The organism is Bartonella sp. P0282, assembly GCF_048452985.1.
Classification (GTDB): Bacteria; Pseudomonadota; Alphaproteobacteria; order Rhizobiales; family Rhizobiaceae; genus Bartonella; species Bartonella choladocola.
In genome coordinates this window covers 333811-355483 of the sequence record NZ_WTFO01000001.1, presented here as the reverse complement: position 1 = coordinate 355483, position 21673 = coordinate 333811, and the positions used below count along the sequence as shown (strand labels likewise).

At 46.0% G+C, this 21673-nt stretch carries 18 protein-coding genes; 5 read left to right on the top strand and 13 right to left on the bottom strand.

Annotation, left to right across the window (positions count from 1 at the left end; all coding sequences use genetic code 11):
* Nucleotides 1–815: 815 nt before the first annotated feature.
* From lepA to GQS64_RS01640, 5 genes are all read right to left on the bottom strand, one after another.
* Nucleotides 816–2621: a translation elongation factor 4 gene (lepA, locus tag GQS64_RS01660; RefSeq protein WP_077990286.1), complete on the bottom strand. Its 1806-nt coding sequence runs from the start codon at nt 2619–2621 to the stop codon at nt 816–818.
* A 391-nt stretch (nt 2622–3012) separates the two neighbouring features.
* The gene (locus GQS64_RS01655; RefSeq protein ID WP_198230429.1) at nt 3013–3924 is read right to left on the bottom strand and encodes a DMT family transporter; all 912 of its coding nucleotides are present in this window, start codon (nt 3922–3924) and stop codon (nt 3013–3015) included.
* Nucleotides 3925–4611 carry a pyrimidine 5'-nucleotidase gene (locus tag GQS64_RS01650; protein WP_198230428.1) on the bottom strand — a complete coding sequence of 229 codons (687 nt, stop codon included), beginning with the start codon at nt 4609–4611 and terminating at the stop codon, nt 3925–3927.
* Entirely contained in the window at nt 4608–5513 is a 906-nt protein-coding gene (argB, locus tag GQS64_RS01645; RefSeq protein ID WP_077990283.1) for an acetylglutamate kinase, read from the bottom strand. The genes GQS64_RS01650 and argB overlap by 4 nt, the downstream gene beginning before the upstream one ends.
* A 422-nt stretch (nt 5514–5935) precedes the next feature.
* Entirely contained in the window at nt 5936–6826 is an 891-nt protein-coding gene (locus tag GQS64_RS01640; protein ID WP_198230427.1) for a LysR family transcriptional regulator, read from the bottom strand.
* A gap of 132 nt (nt 6827–6958) precedes the next feature.
* On the opposite strand from GQS64_RS01640, the gene GQS64_RS01635 reads away from it, so the two are divergent.
* A complete protein-coding gene (locus tag GQS64_RS01635; RefSeq protein ID WP_198230426.1) occupies nt 6959–7948 on the top strand; it encodes an aldo/keto reductase in 990 nt (329 codons plus the stop codon).
* Nucleotides 7949–8389: 441 nt separating this feature from the next.
* Here the strand turns inward: GQS64_RS01635 and GQS64_RS01630 are convergent, their stop codons facing one another.
* On the bottom strand, nt 8390–9808 hold the full coding sequence (locus tag GQS64_RS01630; protein WP_077994369.1) for a helix-turn-helix domain-containing protein: 1419 nt from the start codon (nt 9806–9808) through the stop codon (nt 8390–8392).
* Nucleotides 9809–10636: 828 nt separating this feature from the next.
* On the opposite strand from GQS64_RS01630, the gene mce reads away from it, so the two are divergent.
* The gene (gene mce / locus GQS64_RS01625; protein WP_077990275.1) at nt 10637–11044 is read left to right on the top strand and encodes a methylmalonyl-CoA epimerase; all 408 of its coding nucleotides are present in this window, start codon (nt 10637–10639) and stop codon (nt 11042–11044) included.
* Nucleotides 11045–11091: 47 nt separating this feature from the next.
* On the opposite strand, the gene GQS64_RS01620 is transcribed toward mce, so the two are convergent.
* The 7 genes from GQS64_RS01620 to rph all read right to left on the bottom strand — a co-directional run bounded on the left by GQS64_RS01620 (nt 11092) and on the right by rph (nt 18371).
* The gene (locus tag GQS64_RS01620; RefSeq protein WP_198230425.1) at nt 11092–11859 is read right to left on the bottom strand and encodes a DeoR/GlpR family DNA-binding transcription regulator; all 768 of its coding nucleotides are present in this window, start codon (nt 11857–11859) and stop codon (nt 11092–11094) included.
* A gap of 163 nt (nt 11860–12022) precedes the next feature.
* Entirely contained in the window at nt 12023–13018 is a 996-nt protein-coding gene (pdxA, locus tag GQS64_RS01615; RefSeq protein ID WP_198230424.1) for a 4-hydroxythreonine-4-phosphate dehydrogenase PdxA, read from the bottom strand.
* The gene (locus tag GQS64_RS01610) at nt 13018–14271 is read right to left on the bottom strand and encodes a four-carbon acid sugar kinase family protein (protein WP_198230423.1); all 1254 of its coding nucleotides are present in this window, start codon (nt 14269–14271) and stop codon (nt 13018–13020) included. The genes pdxA and GQS64_RS01610 overlap by 1 nt, the downstream gene beginning before the upstream one ends.
* A 12-nt stretch (nt 14272–14283) precedes the next feature.
* Nucleotides 14284–15270, bottom strand: coding sequence for a 2-keto-3-deoxygluconate permease (locus GQS64_RS01605; protein ID WP_210329417.1), 987 nt, complete (start codon nt 15268–15270; stop codon nt 14284–14286).
* A 563-nt stretch (nt 15271–15833) separates the two neighbouring features.
* The gene (hemW, locus tag GQS64_RS01600) at nt 15834–16994 is read right to left on the bottom strand and encodes a radical SAM family heme chaperone HemW (RefSeq protein ID WP_198230422.1); all 1161 of its coding nucleotides are present in this window, start codon (nt 16992–16994) and stop codon (nt 15834–15836) included.
* A complete protein-coding gene (rdgB, locus tag GQS64_RS01595) occupies nt 16994–17638 on the bottom strand; it encodes an RdgB/HAM1 family non-canonical purine NTP pyrophosphatase (protein WP_198230421.1) in 645 nt (214 codons plus the stop codon). Before rdgB ends, hemW begins: the two co-directional genes overlap by 1 nt.
* Before the next feature lie 13 nt (nt 17639–17651).
* Entirely contained in the window at nt 17652–18371 is a 720-nt protein-coding gene (gene rph, locus GQS64_RS01590; protein ID WP_077990265.1) for a ribonuclease PH, read from the bottom strand.
* 107 nt (nt 18372–18478) lie between these two features.
* Here rph and hrcA point away from each other — a divergent pair, with 107 nt between their 5' ends.
* The 3 genes from hrcA (at nt 18479) to GQS64_RS01575 (ending at nt 21623) form a co-directional block, all read left to right on the top strand.
* The gene (gene hrcA, locus GQS64_RS01585) at nt 18479–19549 is read left to right on the top strand and encodes a heat-inducible transcriptional repressor HrcA (RefSeq protein ID WP_198230865.1); all 1071 of its coding nucleotides are present in this window, start codon (nt 18479–18481) and stop codon (nt 19547–19549) included.
* A 170-nt stretch (nt 19550–19719) separates the two neighbouring features.
* Complete coding sequence (locus GQS64_RS01580) at nt 19720–20790, top strand: ABC transporter substrate-binding protein (protein WP_198230420.1); 1071 nt, start codon at nt 19720–19722, stop codon at nt 20788–20790.
* Nucleotides 20791–20837: 47 nt separating this feature from the next.
* The gene (locus GQS64_RS01575) at nt 20838–21623 is read left to right on the top strand and encodes an ABC transporter ATP-binding protein (protein WP_198230419.1); all 786 of its coding nucleotides are present in this window, start codon (nt 20838–20840) and stop codon (nt 21621–21623) included.
* The last annotated feature ends 50 nt before the right edge of the window (nt 21624–21673 follow it).

Sequence of the window (21673 nt, the reverse complement as noted above, 5' to 3'; positions counted from 1 at the left end):
ATGCCTCTTCACCTGTTTTCCATTTCAAGCACCTGTTTTTTTACAGGCAAATAAGTGCAGCAGAGTATGCGGGGGTGTAACTCTGCTGCGCCGGGTCATGGTCATAAGAATGACATAACCCAACTGGTTATCAGCCCCCTAAGGTCCGAATATCAAAACCTTTTTTGAAATTTATGGGGCAAATTATTAACCGGCTTATTATTTTGCGTCAACACCCAAACGCGATAAAATGCGAGAAATAACCCTCGTCGCAGCATCTTATGATTGAAGCCTTTATTCCACGTGCAGTGTAGATTGCATTATTTTGGATTCAACCGGTTTGAAGATCCAAAAACGGGGAAAATTGATAATTAAATCGATTAATTTGCTCTCGAATGCGAATCAGTTGCTTTTTGTGGTTTTTTATAAGAACCGTTTTTCAAACGTTCCTTTTCAAGGTCTGATGGTAGCGGATAGTCTGGCACTAGCAAATTCAAAACGTCCTTCCACTGCGGCAGTTGATTAGTCTGTCAATTGTTTTCCATTGCAATGATTTTTCCGGCATTTTTCCGGCATGTTTTCTTTCCGGAAGTTTTCCGGCAGTTTTTTTGCCAGATTTTCAAATCAAGTTCAGCTTTGACGAAATTTCCGGTGTGTTCAACCCGATGTGTTCAACCCGATGTGTTCAAAAAAGACGGAATATTTTTCAACCTGAAATCACGCAGATCATTTTTAATGATCTTAAATTGATATTCAACGTAACCAGCCCCATGCATTGCAGTTTAACGTTCAATGCTCACAAACGGCTATTACGGTCATATTCCATAAAACGGCAATTAATCGTTCATTTTCAAAGCTTGAATAAACGCCTCTTGCGGTATTTCAACCTTACCGAATTGGCGCATACGCTTTTTGCCTTCTTTCTGCTTTTCGAGAAGCTTACGCTTGCGGCTGACATCGCCACCATAACATTTGGCTGTCACATCTTTACGCAAAGCGCGGATATTCTCGCGAGCGATAATCTTGCCACCAATGGCGGCCTGTATCGGGATCTGGAACATGTGTTGAGGAATGAGTTCCTTCAATTTTTCACACATTGACCGGCCACGTTTTTCAGCGGCAGAACGGTGCACGAGAACAGAAAGTGCATCCACCGGCTCTCCATTCACAAGAATGGACATTTTGACGAGATCACCTTCTCGATAGTCCGTTACATGATAATCGAAGGATGCATAGCCTTTCGAGATCGACTTCAGACGGTCATAAAAATCGAAAACCACCTCGTTTAGCGGTAAATCATAGGTAACCATCGCACGAGTGCCGACATAGGAAAGGTCAACCTGCACCCCGCGACGATCCTGACAAAGTTTTAAAATTGCGCCGAGATATTCATCCGGCGACATAATCGTGGCGCGTATCCACGGCTCTTCAATAGAAGCAATCTTCACAATGTCGGGCATGTCGGCCGGATTATGCAGCTCTTTGACTGATCCATCGGTCATATTGATGCGGTAGACAACAGAAGGAGCCGTAGCAATAAGGTCGAGATTGAACTCGCGTTCGAGCCTTTCTTCAATGATTTCAAGATGCAAAAGCCCTAAAAAACCGCACCGGAAACCGAAACCCAAAGCTGCGGACGTTTCCATTTCAAAAGAAAAACTTGCGTCATTCAAGCGCAGTTTCCCCATCGCCGCTCGAAGATCGGCAAAGTCGTCGGCATCAACCGGAAACAGGCCACAGAAAACCACCGGCTGGGCAGGTTTGAAGCCCGGCAAAGCATGGTCACACGGGCGATGATCTTCGGTAATGGTATCGCCAACGCGGGTATCGGCCACTTCCTTGATAGAGGCGGTGATAAAACCCAATTCGCCCGGCCCCAAATCTTCAATCGTAGCCATTTTAGGGGTAAAGACACCAACACGCTCGACCGGATATTTTGCATCGGTTCCCATCATGCGGATTGTCTGGCCTTTTTTCAAAACGCCGTCGATAACACGCACAAGAACAATGACACCGAGATAGGCATCATACCAGCTATCGACCAGCATTGCTTTCAGCGGTTTATTGCGATCGCCCTCCCGCGGTGCAGGCAATTTATGAACAATCGCTTCCAGAACCTGATCGACTCCCATACCGGTCTTGGCAGAAATTTCAATCGCATCACTGGCATCTATGCCGATAACTTCTTCTATCTGTTCTTTGACGCGTTCCGGTTCGGCGGCGGGCAAATCAACCTTGTTGAGGACAACGACCAGTTCATGATTATTGTCGATTGCCTGATAGACATTGGCAAGCGTTTGTGCTTCCACACCTTGAGACGCATCGACAACCAGAAGCGACCCTTCACAGGCCGCTAGAGAGCGTGAAACTTCATAAGCAAAGTCGACATGACCCGGTGTGTCGATCAGATTCAGAATGTAGGTTTCACCATTTTTTGCTTTGTAATGGAGCCGCACCGTTTGCGCTTTGATGGTGATGCCGCGTTCGCGCTCGATATCCATGGAATCGAGCACCTGTTCTTTCATTTCACGTTGGGCAAGACCGCCTGTCATCTGGATGAGCCGGTCAGCCAAAGTTGATTTTCCGTGGTCGATATGAGCCACGATGGAAAAATTCCGTATATGGTCGCGATCTATTGTCATGAAATGCGATTTAGCAAGGAACGCAAAGAAACGCAAAGCCGAAATGAACGTTAAAAAGCTTGTTCATGGAAATCTTTTTCTTTCCACAGAAGTGGTTCCAATCGTCGCCCGAATTTTACCTCGAATATTGTCGCTGTTTTTCATTTCGGGAAAACGATAAAACACAATATGACTTTGTGACTTCCCGTCATTATGGGGCATTTTGCTGCGACAATGCTCATAAAACAATGCCAACAAAAGAGTCGGTTCAATTTTGAAATCCCGACGCTACACACATTTCAAATAATCCGTTACGAGCAAATAACACAGTCAATTATAAGCAGATCATTCTCACTATACGGGTAGTCTTATCGCTATATAGGTAGTTTTTGAAAAACCGGCCTTTATGCTTTCAGCCTGCTTTATCTATGGCTGCGGCATTTTCCGGCTTTTTCGGTTTCAACTCGGAAACCAGAATGCCGATAATAATCAACAGCGCACCAAATAGTGCCGATTGGGGTAAACGCTCGCCTGCGATTCGCCCCATCAGGCCGGCCCATATCGGCTCGCCAGTGTAGATGATGGTGGCGCGTGTCGGCGAGACCGATTTTTGTGCCCAGTTCATCGTAAGCTGTATCAGCGCACTCATTGCAGCCAGACCTGAACCGGCCAAAACCCAACCCCATGAAAATGAAGGAACAGTTTCGCCATTGAACGGCATTGCAGCAAAAGAAAAAATACCGGCAATAAAAAGCTGCACAACAGTAACACGCCGACTATCGACCCGCCCCGCAAAAAGACTGATAAGAACAATTTCCGAAGCAATTGCAAATGCCGATAAAAGAGTAAAAAATTCGCCTTTTGAAAAGGCCAAACCTTGAAATCCCTGACCGGATACGAGAAGCAGACCGATAAAAGCAAAAGCAATGCCGATAAAACTCGTGAGCCCCGGTTTTTTGCGCAAAATCGCCCATTGTAACAAAGGGACCAAAGGCACATAAACAGCGGTAATAAACGCCGACTGACTGCTTGCAATTGTCTTTAATCCGGCTGTTTGCAAGCCGTAGCCGAGACATATCGGCAAACCGATAACGATACCGGCGAAAAACTCGTGAATTGTCAAGTTTTTGAGGCTGCGCCAAAAAATGGCACTGGCAAATAGGCCGGCAAGAATGAAACGGAATCCGACGAAAAACAGCGGCCCGCTTGAACGCATGGCGAGCTGGACGATCAGAAAAGTCGTTCCCCAAAGGAAGGTAATGCCGATCAGGGCAAGTTCTTGCCTCGTCAGAAGAAAGATCGACTTCGTTCCGTCTCTGGTCATTCAGCAGGCCCCATTGAGGCGACCTACCAGATCATGGAGAAAAGTTTCCAGTTCAACAGCTTCAAAATCGACGAAAGCCGGAATTTCTTTATCCTCGTTATGACCAACGAGAATTGTCGTCATGCCAAGTTCTTTACAGGTTGAAAGATTGGCAAGATTGTCTTCAAACATTGCAGTTTTTTCCGGATCGATCGAAAAATGTCCTAAAAATCTGTGATAGGCTTGCCGGTAAGGCTTGGGCAGAAAATCGGTAAATGTCACATCATAAATGCCGTCAAAACAGTTTTCCAAGCCACGATGTGCCAGAACACGGCCAGCGTGAGCACGGTCGCCGTTTGTGAAAATGAATTTTCGTCCGGGCAAACTTTTAATATCTTCGGCAAGCTGCGGATCTTTTTTTAACGGCGAATAGTCGATATTATGAACATCTCTCAAATAGTCTTTTACATCGACGAAATATTCTTCGATCATTCCACGTAGAGCGCCGCCATAAGTTTGCCTGAAATATTGGCGAAATTTTTTGACCTCTTCATCATCGTCAAGTTCCAACTGTTTTTTGACATAGGCACTGATACGTTTGTCGATCTGTGCCCAAAGCCCGCTATTACGCGGGTAAAGCGTATCATCCAGATCAAACACCCAGACATTGATGGCTTTTAGCCGTGAAACCGCTTGTTCGTTCATCATGGCACAATCAACGTACCCGCGCCGCGTTCGGTGAAAAGTTCAAGCAAAACAGAATGGGCCGTTTTGCCATTCAGAATAACAACGCCTTCAACACCACGATCAATCGCCTGTATGCAGGTTTCAACTTTCGGTATCATGCCGCCCGATATAGTGCCGTCATGAATAAGCGTTTCACATTGTTTGACTGTCAATTCTTTATAAAGAACACCGTTTTTGTCGAGAACACCGGGCACATCCGTCAGGAACAACAGACGCTTGGCTTTTAGTGCACCGGCAATTGCACCGGCAAAAACATCGGCATTGATGTTGTAAGTATTGCCATCCCTACCCGGTGCAACCGGCGCAATGACCGGTATCATCTCGGAGCGGGCAAGCAGATCAAGAAGTGTGCGATCAACTTCCACCGGTTCGCCGACAAAACCCAAATCAAGAATACGCTCAATATTAGAATCGGGATCGATCACCTTTTTCTGGGCTTTTTCGGCAAAAACCATATTGCCATCTTTGCCGCAAAGGCCGATAGCCCATTCGCCTTCGGCATTAATCATTGCAACAATTTCTTTGTTGATCGAACCGGCCAGAACCATTTCGACGACTTCGACAGTTTTGGCGTCGGTTACACGAAGTCCACCTTCAAACTTCGATTCAATTCCCATTTTTCCAAGGAGTTTTGCAATTTGCGGGCCGCCGCCATGAACCACGATCGGGTTGATACCGGATTGTTTGAGGAGCGCAATATCGCGGGCAAAAGCACGACCCAGTTCGGGGTCTCCCATAGCATGACCGCCATATTTGACCACAACTGTCTTGTTCTCGTATTTCTGCATATAAGGCAAAGCTGCAGAAAGCAGCGCAGCCTGTCTTTCAGCAACATCGGCAGCGTCGGTCGTTAAATCATCCATTAAAATCGCCCTCCTCGGAGTTACGGAAAGATTTGAATCGACATTTTCATATCAAGAAATTTTTCCGTCTCAAACCGTTAATACATGTAATTACCATCACGTTATCGCAATGCGAGGTATTTTTCTATCAATACAATTTAACACTGGACAGAATTTTTTACCCCGCCGGTTCTGAATAGATAAATTTGCTTGTCATGCTTTAAAAATTGGTCGAGCGGGAAAAACGAAAATTCTGTAAACAAATAAACAAGGGGCGGCGCACCCGCGAAAAAATAGAGTAATAAGGCTAACGTTGCGGCTGTGACAGATTTTAAACGGCGATCATTTTGGTCTTGAAGGCTATAAATGCTATCCGGTTTTTCCGTTTCACTTAACGTTTTTACTTAACGTTTTTACTTAACGGTTTCTCTTAACGGTTTCTCTTAGCGGTTTTTGGCAATAAAGAAATCAATAAAAGCACGAAGAGCTGCGCGCATTTTTTGTTGCGGATAATAAATGTAAAACCCCGAAAATGGCGGTGTCCAATCTTCCATTACTTTTATAAGCTTGCCCTGACTGATCTCGTCTTTCACATAATTTTCAAATATATAAGCCAATCCGGTATGCTGAAGCACTGCGTCGATAACCAATTGATGGCTATTGACGACAAGCTGTTCGGGAGGAGTAACCGTCAATTTTTTCCGGCCTTTCTCGAATTCCCACACATAAGTGCGTTGTTCGTTGAAACGATATAAAATTGCTCTATGATTTTTCAAATCGACAGGGTGGCAGGGAACCGGATGGTTTTCAAAATATTTTGGCGTCGCGACAAGAACGCTTTTCAAATCGCCACCAATTTTTGCGGCAATCATATCTTTTTCGACATGTTCGTGAATGCGTATGCCAGCGTCATAACCGGATTTTACAATGTCGACAAACCGGTTATCAATCACGAGATCAAGGATAATATCGGGATAGGCTTCTGCGAATGCTCCAAGATAAGGAGAAATAAGAAATTTTGCTGCCGAATAGCCGGTATTGATCCGCAAAAGACCGGAAACATTGTCATGCGTTGCTTTTGCCGCGTTAAAACCGTCTTCTATCATTCCCAAAGCAGAAGCCGTTTGGCGAATGAGCACTTTTCCGGCAGGGCTTAATCCCAGACTGCGAGTCGTACGGTTAAAAAGCTGTACATCCAAACTTTCTTCCAATTTTCCAATCGCGTAAGATACGGCAGAAGGTGCAATATTCAGCCTTTTTGCGGCGGCGCGAAAACTACCTTCTTCAACGACTGTTTCAAAAATCAACAAATGGGAAAGCTGTTGACGATCCATGGTTTTTACTTTTTTCTATTGTTCTAATTATTCGATCACATTTAGCAAATTAAACAGGATAAACAAACAGTAATAATTCTTCTAGATTCGTTACAGCGGTAAAAACATAAAGATAACAAAAAGGAATTGAGTATGAAGAAACGCAAAATCGGTGCATTGACTGTCTCGGAAATCGGACTTGGTTGCATGGGCTTTACACATGCTTATGGCGGCGATGATGAACAATCGGCGATCAAAACATTGCATCGTGCGGTTGAACTTGGCGTTACCCTTTTTGATACGGCCGAAATGTATGGCCCTTTCAATAATGAAATTCTTGTCGGTAAAGCGCTAAAACCATTTCGCGATCAGGTGGTCATTGCCACAAAATTCGGTTTTAAACTTGAGCGTCAGCCTGATGGCCACATTGATGCCACCGGTGTTGACGGGCGACCGGAACATGTGCGTGAGGTTGCCGAAGCCTCGCTCAAACGTTTGGGCGTCGATGTCATTGATCTTCTCTATCAGCATCGGGTTGATCCGGATGTGCCGATTGAAGATACGGTCGGTGCCATGGCCGATCTCGTCAAAGAAGGCAAAGTGCGTGCGCTTGGCCTTTCGGAAGCAAACAGCGAAACGCTAAGACGCGCTTCAAAGGTTCATCAGATCAGTGCACTCCAAAGTGAATATTCGCTCTGGACACGCGATCCCGAAAAGGAAATTTTGGCAACATGTCGCGAGCTTAACATTGGCTTTGTCCCGTATAGTCCCTTGGGACGCGGTTTTTTCGCCAGCGATTTTACAACCAAAGGCTTGGGCGCTAACGATTTCCGTCGTTTGCTGCCGCGTTTTCAGGAAGGTGCTTTTGAAAAAAATCGGCAGATTATTACCGAAATGGAAAAAATGGCAAAAGAGAAAAATGCCACCGTTGCACAGCTTGCATTGGCATGGGTTCTAAGCCGTGGCGATTTTATCGTGCCGATACCGGGGGCAAGAAAAATCCGCCATCTGGAAGACAATGTTGCTGCCACCGAAATTCAACTCACAAAAGATGATTGCGTGCGGCTTGAAAATATTGTCAGCCCCGATAAAGTTGCCGGAAAACGGTATGATGACAGCCGTTTGAAATTGGTTGACAAATAACCGGTTTCCGATTTTTCAACAGGATTGCTCCGGCTTAAAGTCTATAGGCCGGAGCAGATCTCATTCCGTAGGATGAGACAATCAATCATTTTACACGTTTGCTTAAGACCCGATTATCAAACAGAAAAATCGCGCACAATTTTTCAACTTATCGAAATTATAGCGGCCACCAGAGGTTTTCTCCCCTAAAAATCGAGAAATTTTCCGGTATGCAACGCCAGCCTGTTTCTTGTCTGCGCATTTTTATATGTTCATCTCTTATAGCAAAGAAATGCCGACATCCGGGAAATGTAAAAAACCGTCTTCGATTATCAAATTCTTGAATCCGGTTTTCTATTCAAGGAAAATTTGGACAGCAGGAATCTCCGCCGGTGTCCGATTGATTTTTCATTATCAATCGTATTTTCAAACGGCCGATTACTTCGGATTGCAGCAGCTTTCCTAGCCAATTTGTTCCAATGTATATGGCAAGGCATCACGCTGGTTATAATTGACCGTTAAACGATGTTTTAGCGGCGGTGCTGCCCTGTTCGGACACCGCGTGCGCGGACAAATCCTGCACGAAATGCCGATCGGTTCATAGGCTGCATTATTATCAAGATTAAGGCCATCGGCATAAACAAATTGCGACGCATTCGATATTTCACAGCCGAATGCCAAGGCATAATGGGGATGCGGACTATGGTAACCGCCATTTCTTTTCACTACCTGAACAGCCAGACAAAGATAGCGCACGCCATCGGGCGTTTCGGCAAGTTGGCGGATGATATTGCCCGGCGTTTCAAAAGCCTGATGTGCATTCCATACCGGACAGGCCGCGCCATAACGGCCGAATTGCAATTTCACAGCACTATGACGCTTGGTTATATTTCCGGCACGGTCGATGCGCGCAAAGAAAATCGGCACACCCTTCAGACCTGGCCGTTGCAAAGTTGAAAGCCGGTGACAAACCTGTTCCAAAGAAACGCTGAAACGGGCGGCAAGCAATTCTATATCATGACGAAGCGCACTGGCTGCACGCATAAAAGGTTTATAGGGAAGAATGAGCGCACCGGCAAAATAGTTGTAAAGCCCGATGCGACATATCTCATTGGCTTCCTCCGATTTGAAAGATGCTTTTTTGATGATTTCATCACAAAGCGGATCCGCTTCAAATCGTGCAAGTTGGATAGCCAATTCAAAAGTGCGTTGTTGCGGCGCTATATAAGGATTCAAAGTCAAAATACGGCTCACCGGATCATAACGGCGTACCATACCATCGTCAGCAGTTCCCCAGTTGACACTGACCTGATATTTTTTTTCAAGCCGTTCGATAATGGCCGAATGATTATCGCGTTCCCCGATACCCATTTCGCCCGCAAGATCTTCTGCACTCCGGTCGAGGTCATCAATATAATTATCCATGAAATGGAAAAAGTCGCGCACCTCTTCATAAGGTAAAATTTCTGTGAGCCCACCCGCTTGCAACCATCCATCTGTACTTGCCAATTGTTCGGAAGCCAGACGATAGGCCTGATGGCAAGTAATCAAAGCACGCGCAAGGCCAGGGGCATTTTGTGTAATAAGCCGCAATTCCTGCATAGCTGCGCGGTGATTCTTGAATAGAGGATCGGTTAAAGTTTCGCTCAGAGCGGAAAGCAGCCGGTCGTCCTCACCCGAAGAAAGACTAGAAATATCAATATGAAATTTTTCAGCCAAAGACAGCAGAACCGCAGCCGATACAGGCCTTTGATTGTTTTCGATCTGATTGAGATATGAAGTGGAAATACCTATGCGCTCGGCAAAATGAGCCTGCGTCAATTTCTGGTCTTCCCGCAATTTACGAACTTTTCTTCCAATATAGAGTTTTCCGATAGACATTTTTTTCACAATTTCGCAATTTACAATTTGCATTTTTATAACTTATGCATTCGCACACGATCAAGCTTTATTATTTTTTTCGCTGTGTTAGCCTTGGATTGTCGGAGGAAAAAAAGCTTTGTCTTTTATGAATAGGATATATGTGGGAGGAAAAGAAAAGGCAGCGTGGGAGAGCGCGCCTTTTCTTTTTTTTACCTTTATTGGTTATCTCTACAACATCAACAAAACAGTAAAATCTGCTCTTTAAAATTTTTTAAAAATCATGAGAGTCATAACGGATAGATTATTTTACTGGGAAAAACATAGCGCAGTCCATCCGGAACAGCCCCGAATGAGAAATAAACATCAGATACTCTACATAAAACGACCGGAAATATGCATTATGCAGACACTTCGTCCATAACCGGCCATATAAATTCAACTTAAACGAAATGTCGCAATCCCGCTCGATTTCTATTTCCGGCTATCTCGCTCGAAAAACCGGCATTCACCTTGCCAAAATCCGGTTCCTGCTAAACAACACCAATTTGCATAGAACTATGTTTCAAAGAAATTCTATTCCCGCAAAACTTATAAAACGAACAAAAGCCGCAGAACCGGAATCTGCCGCTTTGTTGGCAACAACTATAGCAAAGCGATGACTTTCGGGGATGACTTTCAAAAACAACTTTCAGGGACAACTTTCAGAAACAAACAGTGTTGCTGCAATCTTCAACTTATTTTAGATGTTACAACAACAAATACCTCGATTTTCTCTCCGGAAGAAGGATAAAGACACAGCAACCGGAGGGGTTATTCTAGGTTTCATTATACTAAGGAGTTTTATCTGTGCGTCACTTTGGTCGTTTAAATCATGTAGCTATCGCCGTACCGGATCTTGAACAAGCCGCAGAACTTTATCGCTCGGTCAATGGCAATATCACCACTGTACAGGAATTGCCGGAATACGGCGTAAAGGTTGTTTTTGTTGAACTATCCAATACCAGACTGGAACTTATGACACCTTTGGGCGACCATTCGGAAATTGCGGATTTTCTTGAAAAGAACCCTTCTGGCGGCCTTCATCATATTTGTTTTGAAGTTGAAAACATTTTAGAAATGCGTGACCAGTTGATAGAAGAGGGAATTACAATTCTGGGTGACGGGAACCCGAAACCGGGTGCTCGTGGCAAACCGGTATTGTTTATTGACCCGCAAAATTTTGATGGCACATTGGTCGAATTAGAAGAGCAATAAGCACGAAAAACGCTTTGCTATCTATCAGACCGAATGGGGGCTATCTATCAAACCGAGTGCGGGTCTGCCTCAAGAACGGTTGCACCGGCAATAGAAAACAACCTTTTTTCTTCTTCGTCCATTTTCTTGTCGGTAATCAATGTCCATTTGGCAGGACACTTTGCCCAACAATGCTGTTCTGCCCGATTTATTTTATCAGCATCAGCCATTACGACTGTGTTACGCGCCCTTTGCATCATTGCTTCTTTTAAAATAGTCTGCTCCAGACTTGCTTCACATAAGCCCAACCCCGGAACGACACCGTCAGCACTCGTGAAAAAATAGTCTGCCGTAAATGATTCAAGATTTTTGATCGCAAGAGCGCCGAAAATGCCCATACTGGTATTCCGGCATTTACCGCCGATTATTGTCAGTTCCAGATTCGTTTTTCCTTCAAAAAGCGGCACCAGCATAAGGTTATTTGTAATAATGTGAAGTTTACGCTCTTTCAATAAAAGCCCTAACGCGCAGACTGTCGAACCGGCATCAAGTAGAATGGTGTCGCCGTCGGAAACCAATTCATTGGCCTTCTTGGCAATACTATGTTTGCTATCGCTATGACGTGCCATACGCTCGACAAAAGACGTTTCCGGCACAGCCTGACTGAGCACCGCTCCGCCATAGGTTCGCTGAATATGGCCGTTTTTTTCAAGTTGTTGCAAATCACGCCGGATTGTTGAAGCAGACACACCAAATTTTTCTGCCATTGCCTCGACATTGACAATGCCGACCTTGATCGCGTGGATGAGGCATGTGAGTCGTTCCTTGCGGGTCATAGCAGCTTTGTTCTCCAACAAAAAGACTTTGAGTTCAGGAATATATATTCCTGAACTCTCCGTCTTTATTTTGCAACATAAGTCCTATCCGTTTCAAATAGAACTTGCTGTTCGTCTATTCCGGTTATTATACCAGATGACACGAAACAAAACTACAAAAACACTATTCCGTTCGTGGTGCGAGTTCGGCAGCCTGCCGCAATGCTTCGACCATCGATTGCTCGTCGGCAATTCCCTTTCCGGCAATATCGAAAGCTGTACCGTGATCGACAGATGTACGAATGACCGGTAGACCCACCGTGATATTGACGCCGCTTTCAAGCCCTAGAACTTTTATCGGTATGTGTCCCTGATCGTGATACATGGCAACAACCATATCATAATCACCCCGACCGGCGAGATAGAACAATGTATCGGCAGGAAGTGGCCCTACAACATTCCAGCCTTTTGCCTGACAAGCCTTGACAGCAGGAACGATTTTCTTTTCTTCCTCGCCGTAACCGAAAAGGCCATTTTCTCCGGCATGCGGGTTGATTGCACAAACAGCAATCTTGGGGTTTTTCATGCCACGCTTGACAAGAACGTTATGCCCACGTGAAATTACCCTTTCGACAAGACCGGGTTCTATCTTCGCGATTGCGTCAATCAAGCCGATATGTGTCGTAACATGGATGACTCGTAATTTGGGCGAGACCAGCATCATGGAAACTTCCGGCGTATGGGTGAGATGGGCCAGAAGTTCTGTATGTCCGGGAAAATTGTGTCCTGCATTATGCAATGCTTCCTTGCAAAGTGGAGCCGTGCAAATAGCATCAGCCTTGTGATCCATGACAATTTCGGCCGCCTTTTTTATATATTGATAAGCGGCCTCGCCGGATTCTTTCAGTACAACGCCGAATGGATGATTGGCTTTCAACAATTTCAAATCAAGACAATCAACTGTGCCGAATTCACATTTTGCTTCCTCGACATCGTTTATCGAGCGGACATCAAGGCCAGCGTGAACAATTTTACCTGCTTCTTCCAGACGCAATGCATCGCCAATGACAACAGGCGAGCACATATCATAAACATCTTTATGTTTTAGCGCTTTCATAATAACTTCCGGCCCGATTCCGGAAGGATCACCCATTGTAATTACGATTTTCGGCTTATTCATCAAAGTTTTCCTTTATTCCTTATGTCGGAAAGTCTGTCGAAAATTTTCACCAGACTGTTTTCATCACCAAAGGCTCCCGCTTTCGTGGCGATTGGTACGACAATTTTTCCACGCGTTATACCGAGACAAACACCTGCTTCAATCTCGTCATCCAAAGTAATGCCGTTCACTCCTAATGCATCCATCAAATAAGTTGCAGTTTCACCACCGGTTGCGGCAAAACCGGCGAGATCATTCCCCACACATTGAAGTGCTCCGGCAAGATCGAGAGCAAGCCGCGATCCAAGTGACATATCAACATTCTTACCCACAGTAATTTCAACCAATATATCATCGCCCTTTCGCAAAGCCTCTGCCACGTCGTGCGAAAAACCGGCAATCCCTGCTCCTCCTTCTAAGAGAACATCCGGATCAACAGGGAAATGCCGCAGCAAACGGGTATCCAACAGCTTCTTTGCGCTCAGGCGGGAAGCTTTGGCCAACGACCCCACCACAATCATGATGCCACCTTCATTTTTCACATTTATTATGGCGTTGCGCGGCCTTTCAGGGCATCTTGCAGCAAAAGCGTGCGCAAGACCTGCACTTCCTATAAAGAAATGTGATGAATCCGCTTTGGAAAAAGCATTGGCAATCTGTTGCAGATCTTCGGGCGTTTCGGCATCAAAAATAAAAACGAAATCTTTATTTTGCTGCTCGATATTCGCAATATAGGCAGACAGTCTATTGGCGTCTTGCCTTAAGGTTTCGAGATCTATAACAAAAGCTTTCAAACCGACATCATGAAGAATCTGCTTTAGATCGGATGTCGGATAAGTATGGTCACGCGCCCAAAGCTCGGTATTTTCCAGCTCGATATTGTTGACAAAAATCTTTCCGCCTCTGGTGGTACGCTCTGTCGCAGGAAATGCCGGTGCCAGAACGCCCACGGCACGCCCTGTATGCTGTTTCAGAAAATCGGACGTTGCAGCAATGACAGCTCCCGGTTGCCCCCGTAATGTCGAATCTATCTTACAAAACAGGAATGCTTGCGGCGACCAGAGTTTTTCCAATGTTTGATGCTGGAGACGGACACTCTCGCTTACATTCAATTCGCGGCTGTCAATATTATAAGAAAATATTTGTGCCCGATCTGTCAGTGAAGGATAGGCATTCTTCCAGCCGACGGTCGCTGTTGCTCCCTGACGGCAAAAGGCGATTGCACAATCGGCTGCACCGGTGAGATCATCTGCCAGAATAAGCCAGTTTTTCATAATGCCACTCCCTTATTCCAAACCGCTTTCTTCTCCGGCTTCTGCTACCGGTCTCCCGTATTTTTTAGAAACCCAGGCTGTAACGAATGGCACTAATACTGTTGTCACCACAACGCAGGCCGCAACAAGCATTGTTGCCGGAATTGCTGCATCTGCATAAGCAGGATTGGCGGAAGCGACAATTGCCGGTACGGCGGCAGCATTACCGGCTGTGGATGCAGCCGCTACACCGGCAACACCTGTGCCGCCGGTTAACCTGTCGGCAAAAAACAGCGGAATTCCGGTAATGATGACCACGCCCACTCCCATGGCAAGTCCTAGAAGTCCGGCTTGCCAGACCTTGGAAAGATCAAGCGAACCTCCAAGGGCGAAAGCAAAAAACGGAATCATCACACCGCTGGCTTTACCAAGAAATTCACGCATTTCCTTGTCGAGATTACCCAATATCATTCCGACAACCAGTGGTAAAATGCTGCCAACCAATGCTTGCCATGGGAAGGCAGAAAGCCCCGCCACTCCTAATGTAATCATAGTTAGAAACGGTCCTGACTCCAAACACATGATCGTATAGGCTCCGACATCGCGCGGGCGCCCGTATTGCCCCATCAGTGCCATATAAAGACCGCCATTTGTATCGTTCAGAGCTGCCACCAGTGCCAAGGTCGAAACGCCCGCAAAAATACCGGAAGTAATTGGCGCCTCACCTAAAAACCTGCCGGCAATAACACCAACCAGAATGGCTATGCCCACCTTCACGATAAATAATGTTCCACCTTTTTTAATAATGTAGGGAGCTGCTTTAAAATTGATGCTTGCCCCCATACAAACATAAAAAACTGCCAGTATCGGCAACGAACCTTTAAAAAGCGCTCCGGTGAATGAACCGAAAAATCCCGGCGCTTCAGGGAAAAAAGTAGCTATCACTGCACCAATCAGGAGGGGAACAACCATCATTCCTCCAGGTACTTTTTCAATCCCGCGTTTTATAGGTATTTGCATTTCGATTCACTCCCTGAAATTTGCCTCCACAAATCGAGACAATTCGTACTCTTCAAGGATATTAATTGCGTATTTTGCGCAGTTCGTCAATTGTAAATGCCAATATTAAGCTTAAAAATGCGTATTTTGCGCAATTAAAGCGCGGCTATTGTTCATTTTGTGCTTTTTATAAACATAATTGATATTGTTGATTTGAAAGAACTTTTCTAACAGAGAGGATTTTTCACACTATCAATTGTGCAAGAGACAACTGCCACACCATTCGTATCAAACGAAGAAAAACATATAAAACAGTAATATCGGGCGGGAGTGGTATCACTCTGACAGAAGCCTGAAATGGCGAACATTTTATAATATGACACGGGTTACAATCGTCACTTCATAATAGTCACTTCATAATAAATGGGTTGATAACCATCACGTCACAGCTCGCTTGATCTTTATCGCGGATTTTTCATCACCTGTTAAAGCCTGTTAAGCCCTATTCAATATTGAATTTTTCATACCGCTCCGGTCACTTGTTTCAAGCTATAAATAACGCGAATAAAAGCGAATAAAAAAGCTCAAGCCAGTTCGCTGATAATATAATTCAGCACCATGCGGCCTTTTCCGGTTGCACGGATGCGGCTATTGCCCACCATTTCTACCAGACCTTGTTGTTGAAGATCGGCAACTTTTTTCTGGTTCAATCCTTGAATCGCCAGTTTCTCGTAGCGGGCAAGATCAAGCCCTTCGGTGAGGCGCAGACCCATCAAGACCATTTCTTCCGCCTGTTCACTTTTTGTCAAATGTTCTTCTTCAACAATACCGTGACCTTGTTTTTCAACCAGTTCCAACCAGCGTTCGGGGATTTTTTCTGTGATCGTTACCAATCGCCGATCCGGAAAATCGCCATTTGAAACTGGAAGAAACCTGCCATGCGCCCCCGGACCAATACCGACATATTGCTGGTAGCGCCAATAAATGAGATTGTGTTGCGACTGCGCATTGGCGGCTGCATGATTGGATATTTCATAAGCAGGAAGCCCGTGACTTTCGGTTATTTCCTGTGTGAGATCATAAAGATCGGCACTCAAATCCGCCTCCGGCAATTTAAGTTTTCCGGCTTTATAGAGCCTGTCAAACCCCGTGCCCTCTTCAATGGTCAATTGATAAAGCGAAAGATGGTCGGCTGCGAGATCAATTGCTTCTTCCAGTTCATGTTTCCACGAATGCAATGTCTGGTTGGGGCGCGCATAAATAAGGTCAAAGGAAAGCCGCGGGAAAATCTCGCGTGCAATGCCAATAGCAAAACGCGCCTGTTCGACATTATGAATGCGCCCCAAGCGTTTCAATTCTTCATCGTTTAAAGATTGGACGCCCAAGGAAAGCCGGTTGACACCGGCTGAACGATAACCATGAAAACGCCCGGCCTCGACGCTTGAAGGATTGGCTTCCATTGTAATTTCGGCATTGTCTACAATCGGCCAATAGCGATCAATGCTTTTCAGCAGTGATTCGACTGTCTTTGGCGACATCAGCGATGGCGTACCACCGCCGATAAAAACAGTCGTTGCCTTATGGGCTCCTGTCCATTCACGCACTGTTGCCATCTCTCTTGCAAAAGCTTTGGCAAAACGGTCTTCATCCACGCCTTTCAACCGGACATAGGAATTGAAGTCGCAATAAGGACATTTGGCGGCACAAAACGGCCAATGGACGTAAATACCGAATGGCTCGTCCATCAGTTTTCCAGTAACGCTTCGGCAAATTGTTTGAAAGCCCGTGCGCGGTGTGACAAAGCATGTTCGTCGCCCGGCTTCCAACCATGTTTTTCCTCTGCCGTCATTTCACCGAATGTTTTGTCATAACCTTCCGGCTGGAAGATAGGATCAAAACCGAAACCCTTTTTGCCACGCGGCGGCCAGACCAAAGTGCCTTCGATTTCACCACGAAAATATTCCGCATGTCCATCAGGCCAGGCAAGGCAAAGCACCGAGACAAAACGGCCATGCCGTTTATCAGGCGTTGTTGCACCTTTCTTTTCCAATGCATCTTCAACTTTTTTCATTGCTTTGTCGAAATCGCGGTGGCCGTCAGGTTCTATCGCCCAATCGGCAGTATAAACGCCGGGTGCCTTGTCAAGAGCGTCTGCCTCAAGTCCTGAATCGTCCGACAATGCCGGCAAACCTGTCGATTTGGCTGCAAAAAAAGCCTTGATATAGGCATTTTCTTCAAATTTCGTGCCGGTTTCTTCCGGTTCTTCCAATCCCAATTCACCCGCCGATGTGGTTTCAAACCCGAACGGGCCAATAAGATCGGCTATTTCCCTGAGTTTGCCGGAATTATGCGTTGCAACAACCAGTTTTTTCCCTTCAAGCTTTCTCATCGATAATCACCTTTCAGGAAGCTATCACTTTCTTCTGCAATTCAATCAAATCATGAATGCCGCTTTTAGCCAGAGACATCAATGTCGAAAACTGCTCTTCACTGAACGGATCGCCTTCTGCAGTGCCCTGTATTTCGACAATTCCGCCTTTGCCGGTCATCACGAAATTGGCATCGGTTTCGGCATTGGAATCTTCTGCATAATCGAGATCGAGCACCGGCGTTCCCTGATAAATACCGCAGGAAATTGCTGCAACATGGTCTTTCAGTACCTTATTGCGCAAGACCATCTGGCGTGTTTCCATAAAGCCCAGACAATCATAAAGGGCAACCCATGCGCCGGTGATTGATGCTGTGCGGGTTCCGCCATCAGCCTGAATGACATCACAATCAATCGTAATCTGCATTTCGCCCAAGGCTTTCAAATCAACGACCGAACGCAACGAACGGCCGATCAGACGCTGGATTTCCATGGTGCGCCCACCCTGTTTGCCGGAAGCGGCCTCGCGGCGCATTCTTTCACCGGTCGAACGGGGCAACATACCATATTCGGCGGTAACCCATCCTTTGCCGGAATTGCGCATCCAGTTGGGGACACGTTCTTCAAGGCTTGCTGTACATAACACATGGGTATCACCGAACTTGACCAGACATGACCCTTCGGCATGTTTGTTCACATGACGTTCAAACGAAACGGCACGCATCTCGTTGCTGGCACGATTGGACGGGCGCATAAATATTCCTTTCCCTGAAGCGTTGTTTGAAGCATCTTTAGACCATTTGACCCGTGTTTGGCAAAACTTATATAGAAGGAAAGAAATTCTGTCATTGAAGGAATATGATGAAACACGCCACCATTCCGGATGAATTGAAAAGTCTCGACGAAAGATCCCGCGATATTTTCAGGCGAATTGTCGAAACCTATTTGAGCGAAGGAGACCCGGTCGGTTCCGCCAATCTGTCCCGACAATTGCCACAAAGCCTCTCTCCGGCGACCATCCGCACAGTTATGAGCGATCTCGAACATCTCGGCCTTATCTATTCGCCCCATATTTCTGCCGGTCGTATGCCGACACAATCGGGCTTGAGGTTTTTTGTCGACGCTTTTATCGAAGTTGGCGACCTTCCGGAAGACGAACGCAAAGCCATAGAAACACAGGTTGAAGAAGCAGGACATAGCCAATCGGTCGAACAATTCCTGACCGGTGCGAGCCAGATTCTATCCGGTCTTTCACGTGGTGCCGGACTGGTTTTGTCGACAAAAAACGAAGGAACACTCAAACATATCGAATTTGTGCGGCTTGATTCTTCCCGCGCCATGGCAGTTCTCGTAACCCAAAATGGTGATGTGGAAAATCGTATTGTCAATTTGCCCGAAGGGGTAACATTGTCGCAATTAAGCGAAGCCACCAATTTTCTGAACGCCCATATTCAGGGACGAACTTTAAGCGAAGCCAAGGCTGAAATTTCACGACAAAAGGATGAAACCAAGGCAGCTCTTGATGAATTGTCGCAGCATCTCGTCGATCAGGGGCTTGCCGTTTGGGGAGGCGAAGATCAGGGGCGCAAAACCCAACTTATTGTGCGCGGGCGCGGCAACCTTCTGGAAGATGTCAAAGCCGCAGAAGATATTGAACGTTTGCGCCATCTTTTTGATGATCTTGAAACACGTGAAAGCATGATGCAGCTTCTTGACCTTGCCGAGGAAGGTTCAGGTGTGCGTATTTTTATCGGTTCTGAAAACAAGTTGTTTTCGTTATCGGGCTCGTCGCTCATCGTTGCGCCTTATTGCGATTCAAACCAGCATGTTCTTGGCGCTCTCGGCGTTATCGGGCCAACCCGTTTGAATTATGCGCGTATTGTTCCGATGGTCGATTATACTGCCCAACTTGTCTCGCGACTTCTCAAATAGACGTAAATCAAACGCCGGTAAATATATTAAAACTTCCGCTTCTATTGCACTTATCGGCTAGAGATGGGATACTTTCCGGATAGGCCCTGTCATTGTCCGCCCCTTTCCGCAAGCCACATCTGTTTTATGGGCTGCATTTGTTTTACGGAAAGTACAAAGGAGAGCATCCCATGAAAGCCGTTTTCATCCATGCCGTTGTACTACTGAATGCGTTTTTATTTTTCACTTTATCCGGATTTGCCGAACCAGTGCATTTTGTTCTGGCACTCGCCCGCAGCACAACAACGCCGGCGGAAGAAACATTTACCTATGCCATTCCCAAACAACTCGGCTATTTTCAGGAAGAAAATATCAATCCGTCCTTGCTTTATACGGATGGCTCCACAGCAGCTCTTCAGGCAGTTGCATCCGGTTCTGCCGATATTGCCTATGCGTCTTCGGCCAATATTGCCGCTGCCGTTGATAAAGGTGTGCCGCTCAAGGCATTTGCCGGAATAACGGTCAGATGGCCTTATTTTATCGGTGTCCCGAAAGGCTCCACTATAAAATCCATTGCCGATCTTAAAGGAAAACGGGTGGGCGTAATCAGTCTGGCTTCGGCTTCTTATGCCGATTTACGGGCGAATTTGAAAATTGCCGGTTTGAAAGAAAGTGACGTTACAATTGTACCCGTTGGTGCAGGTGCACGTGCGGCAGCAGCGCTCAATGCGAAGGATATAGACGCAGTTGACAGCTATTCCGACAGTTTTACCGTTATGCGTCAGAACGGTGTCGAATTCGATCTCTTGCAACGCCCTGAAGAAATGAACCGCCTTTTCAGCGTTACTATGGTCACAAGCCAGAAGATATTCGATGACAAGCCACATGAACTTTCGGCTTTTGCACGCGCTGCCTATAAAGGCATGATCTACACCAAACTTTATCCCGATAGTGCCTTGAAACTTGCCTTTAAAGAATTTCCGGAACTGGGGGGTGCTGATAACCCGACGGGACAGGATGCCAAAAATACAGCCGAAGCAATGGCCATAGCACTTGCCGATTCGACACCGGCTGACAAACCGGATCCGGCAAGTTGGGGAAAATGGCTTGATATTCCTGATGAACGCTGGCAAGCAGTTTTGTCTTTTGCGCATCAAACAGGTTCAACCGAACGCCTGCTTCATGTAAAAGACGTTTGGAACAATTCCTTGATGCCGGAAATATACAATTTCGATATCAAGGCAATTGTTAAAAAGGATTAATCCGTCTAAACCCACGGTTATTTACCTGAAAGATCGAGAAAACGTCTATGCCGTCTGTCAAAAAACCCCTTATCTCCATCAAGGGATTGCACAAATGCTATGAAAGTAAAAAAGACGGCACGATCGATGCGTTGAAAGATGTCAATCTTGAAATAGCCGAAGGTGCTTTTGTTGCACTCGTTGGGCCATCCGGTTGTGGCAAAACGACTCTGCTTAAAATCCTTGCCGGTCTTGTTGACAATTTTTCCGGCGAAGTCATGCTTAATGACATCGCCGTTACCCGCCCTTCGCCGGAAGTAGGCTTTGTCTTTCAGGACCCTACGCTGCTTCCGTGGCGCACAATCCTGCAAAACATCCTCTTGCCGGTCGAATTGATGCATCTTGACAAAAACCAATATTATGACCGTGCTTTGATGTTGATGGAAACAGTGGGACTTAAAGGGTTTGAAAACAAATTGCCCACCGAGCTTTCAGGCGGAATGCGCCAACGTGCCGGAATTTGCCGCGCCCTTATCCGTGACCCGAAAGTCCTGCTTATGGATGAGCCATTCGGGGCGCTTGATGCAATGACCCGCGAAGTTTTGAATAGCGAATTGCAAAATATCTGGCTTGAAAGCAAAAAAACCGTGCTTTTTGTCACCCATTCCATTCCCGAAGCGGTATTTCTTGCCGATAAGGTGGTGGTGATGAGCCCGCGCCCCGGTCATATCGAGGAAATTGTCGATGTCAAATTGCCCCGCCCGCGCGAACTTCAGGAATTGACAGATAAAAAAGTCGGAAAAATTTTAGGCCAAATAAGACAACATTTTGAAAATTTTAGTATGAATTGTTGAACTGCCGTTGCATATCCATCAAATCCTGTGATTGAGAAATCGGCAAAACC

Excerpts from the sequence above, each read along its gene's own strand:
- lepA (WP_077990286.1), bottom strand. The coding sequence starts at position 2,621 with ATGACAATAGATCGCGACCATATACGGAATTTTTCCATCGTGGCTCAT.
- GQS64_RS01655 (WP_198230429.1), bottom strand. The coding sequence starts at position 3,924 with ATGACCAGAGACGGAACGAAGTCGATCTTTCTTCTGACGAGGCAAGAA.
- GQS64_RS01650 (WP_198230428.1), bottom strand. The coding sequence starts at position 4,611 with ATGATGAACGAACAAGCGGTTTCACGGCTAAAAGCCATCAATGTCTGG.
- argB (WP_077990283.1), bottom strand. The coding sequence starts at position 5,513 with ATGGATGATTTAACGACCGACGCTGCCGATGTTGCTGAAAGACAGGCT.
- GQS64_RS01640 (WP_198230427.1), bottom strand. The coding sequence starts at position 6,826 with ATGGATCGTCAACAGCTTTCCCATTTGTTGATTTTTGAAACAGTCGTT.
- GQS64_RS01635 (WP_198230426.1), top strand. The coding sequence starts at position 6,959 with ATGAAGAAACGCAAAATCGGTGCATTGACTGTCTCGGAAATCGGACTT.
- GQS64_RS01630 (WP_077994369.1), bottom strand. The coding sequence starts at position 9,808 with ATGTCTATCGGAAAACTCTATATTGGAAGAAAAGTTCGTAAATTGCGG.
- GQS64_RS01620 (WP_198230425.1), bottom strand. The coding sequence starts at position 11,859 with ATGACCCGCAAGGAACGACTCACATGCCTCATCCACGCGATCAAGGTC.
- pdxA (WP_198230424.1), bottom strand. The coding sequence starts at position 13,018 with ATGAATAAGCCGAAAATCGTAATTACAATGGGTGATCCTTCCGGAATC.
- GQS64_RS01610 (WP_198230423.1), bottom strand. The coding sequence starts at position 14,271 with ATGAAAAACTGGCTTATTCTGGCAGATGATCTCACCGGTGCAGCCGAT.
- GQS64_RS01605 (WP_210329417.1), bottom strand. The coding sequence starts at position 15,270 with ATGCAAATACCTATAAAACGCGGGATTGAAAAAGTACCTGGAGGAATG.
- hemW (WP_198230422.1), bottom strand. The coding sequence starts at position 16,994 with ATGGACGAGCCATTCGGTATTTACGTCCATTGGCCGTTTTGTGCCGCC.
- rdgB (WP_198230421.1), bottom strand. The coding sequence starts at position 17,638 with ATGAGAAAGCTTGAAGGGAAAAAACTGGTTGTTGCAACGCATAATTCC.
- rph (WP_077990265.1), bottom strand. The coding sequence starts at position 18,371 with ATGCGCCCGTCCAATCGTGCCAGCAACGAGATGCGTGCCGTTTCGTTT.
- hrcA (WP_198230865.1), top strand. The coding sequence starts at position 18,479 with ATGAAACACGCCACCATTCCGGATGAATTGAAAAGTCTCGACGAAAGA.
- GQS64_RS01580 (WP_198230420.1), top strand. The coding sequence starts at position 19,720 with ATGAAAGCCGTTTTCATCCATGCCGTTGTACTACTGAATGCGTTTTTA.
- GQS64_RS01575 (WP_198230419.1), top strand. The coding sequence starts at position 20,838 with ATGCCGTCTGTCAAAAAACCCCTTATCTCCATCAAGGGATTGCACAAA.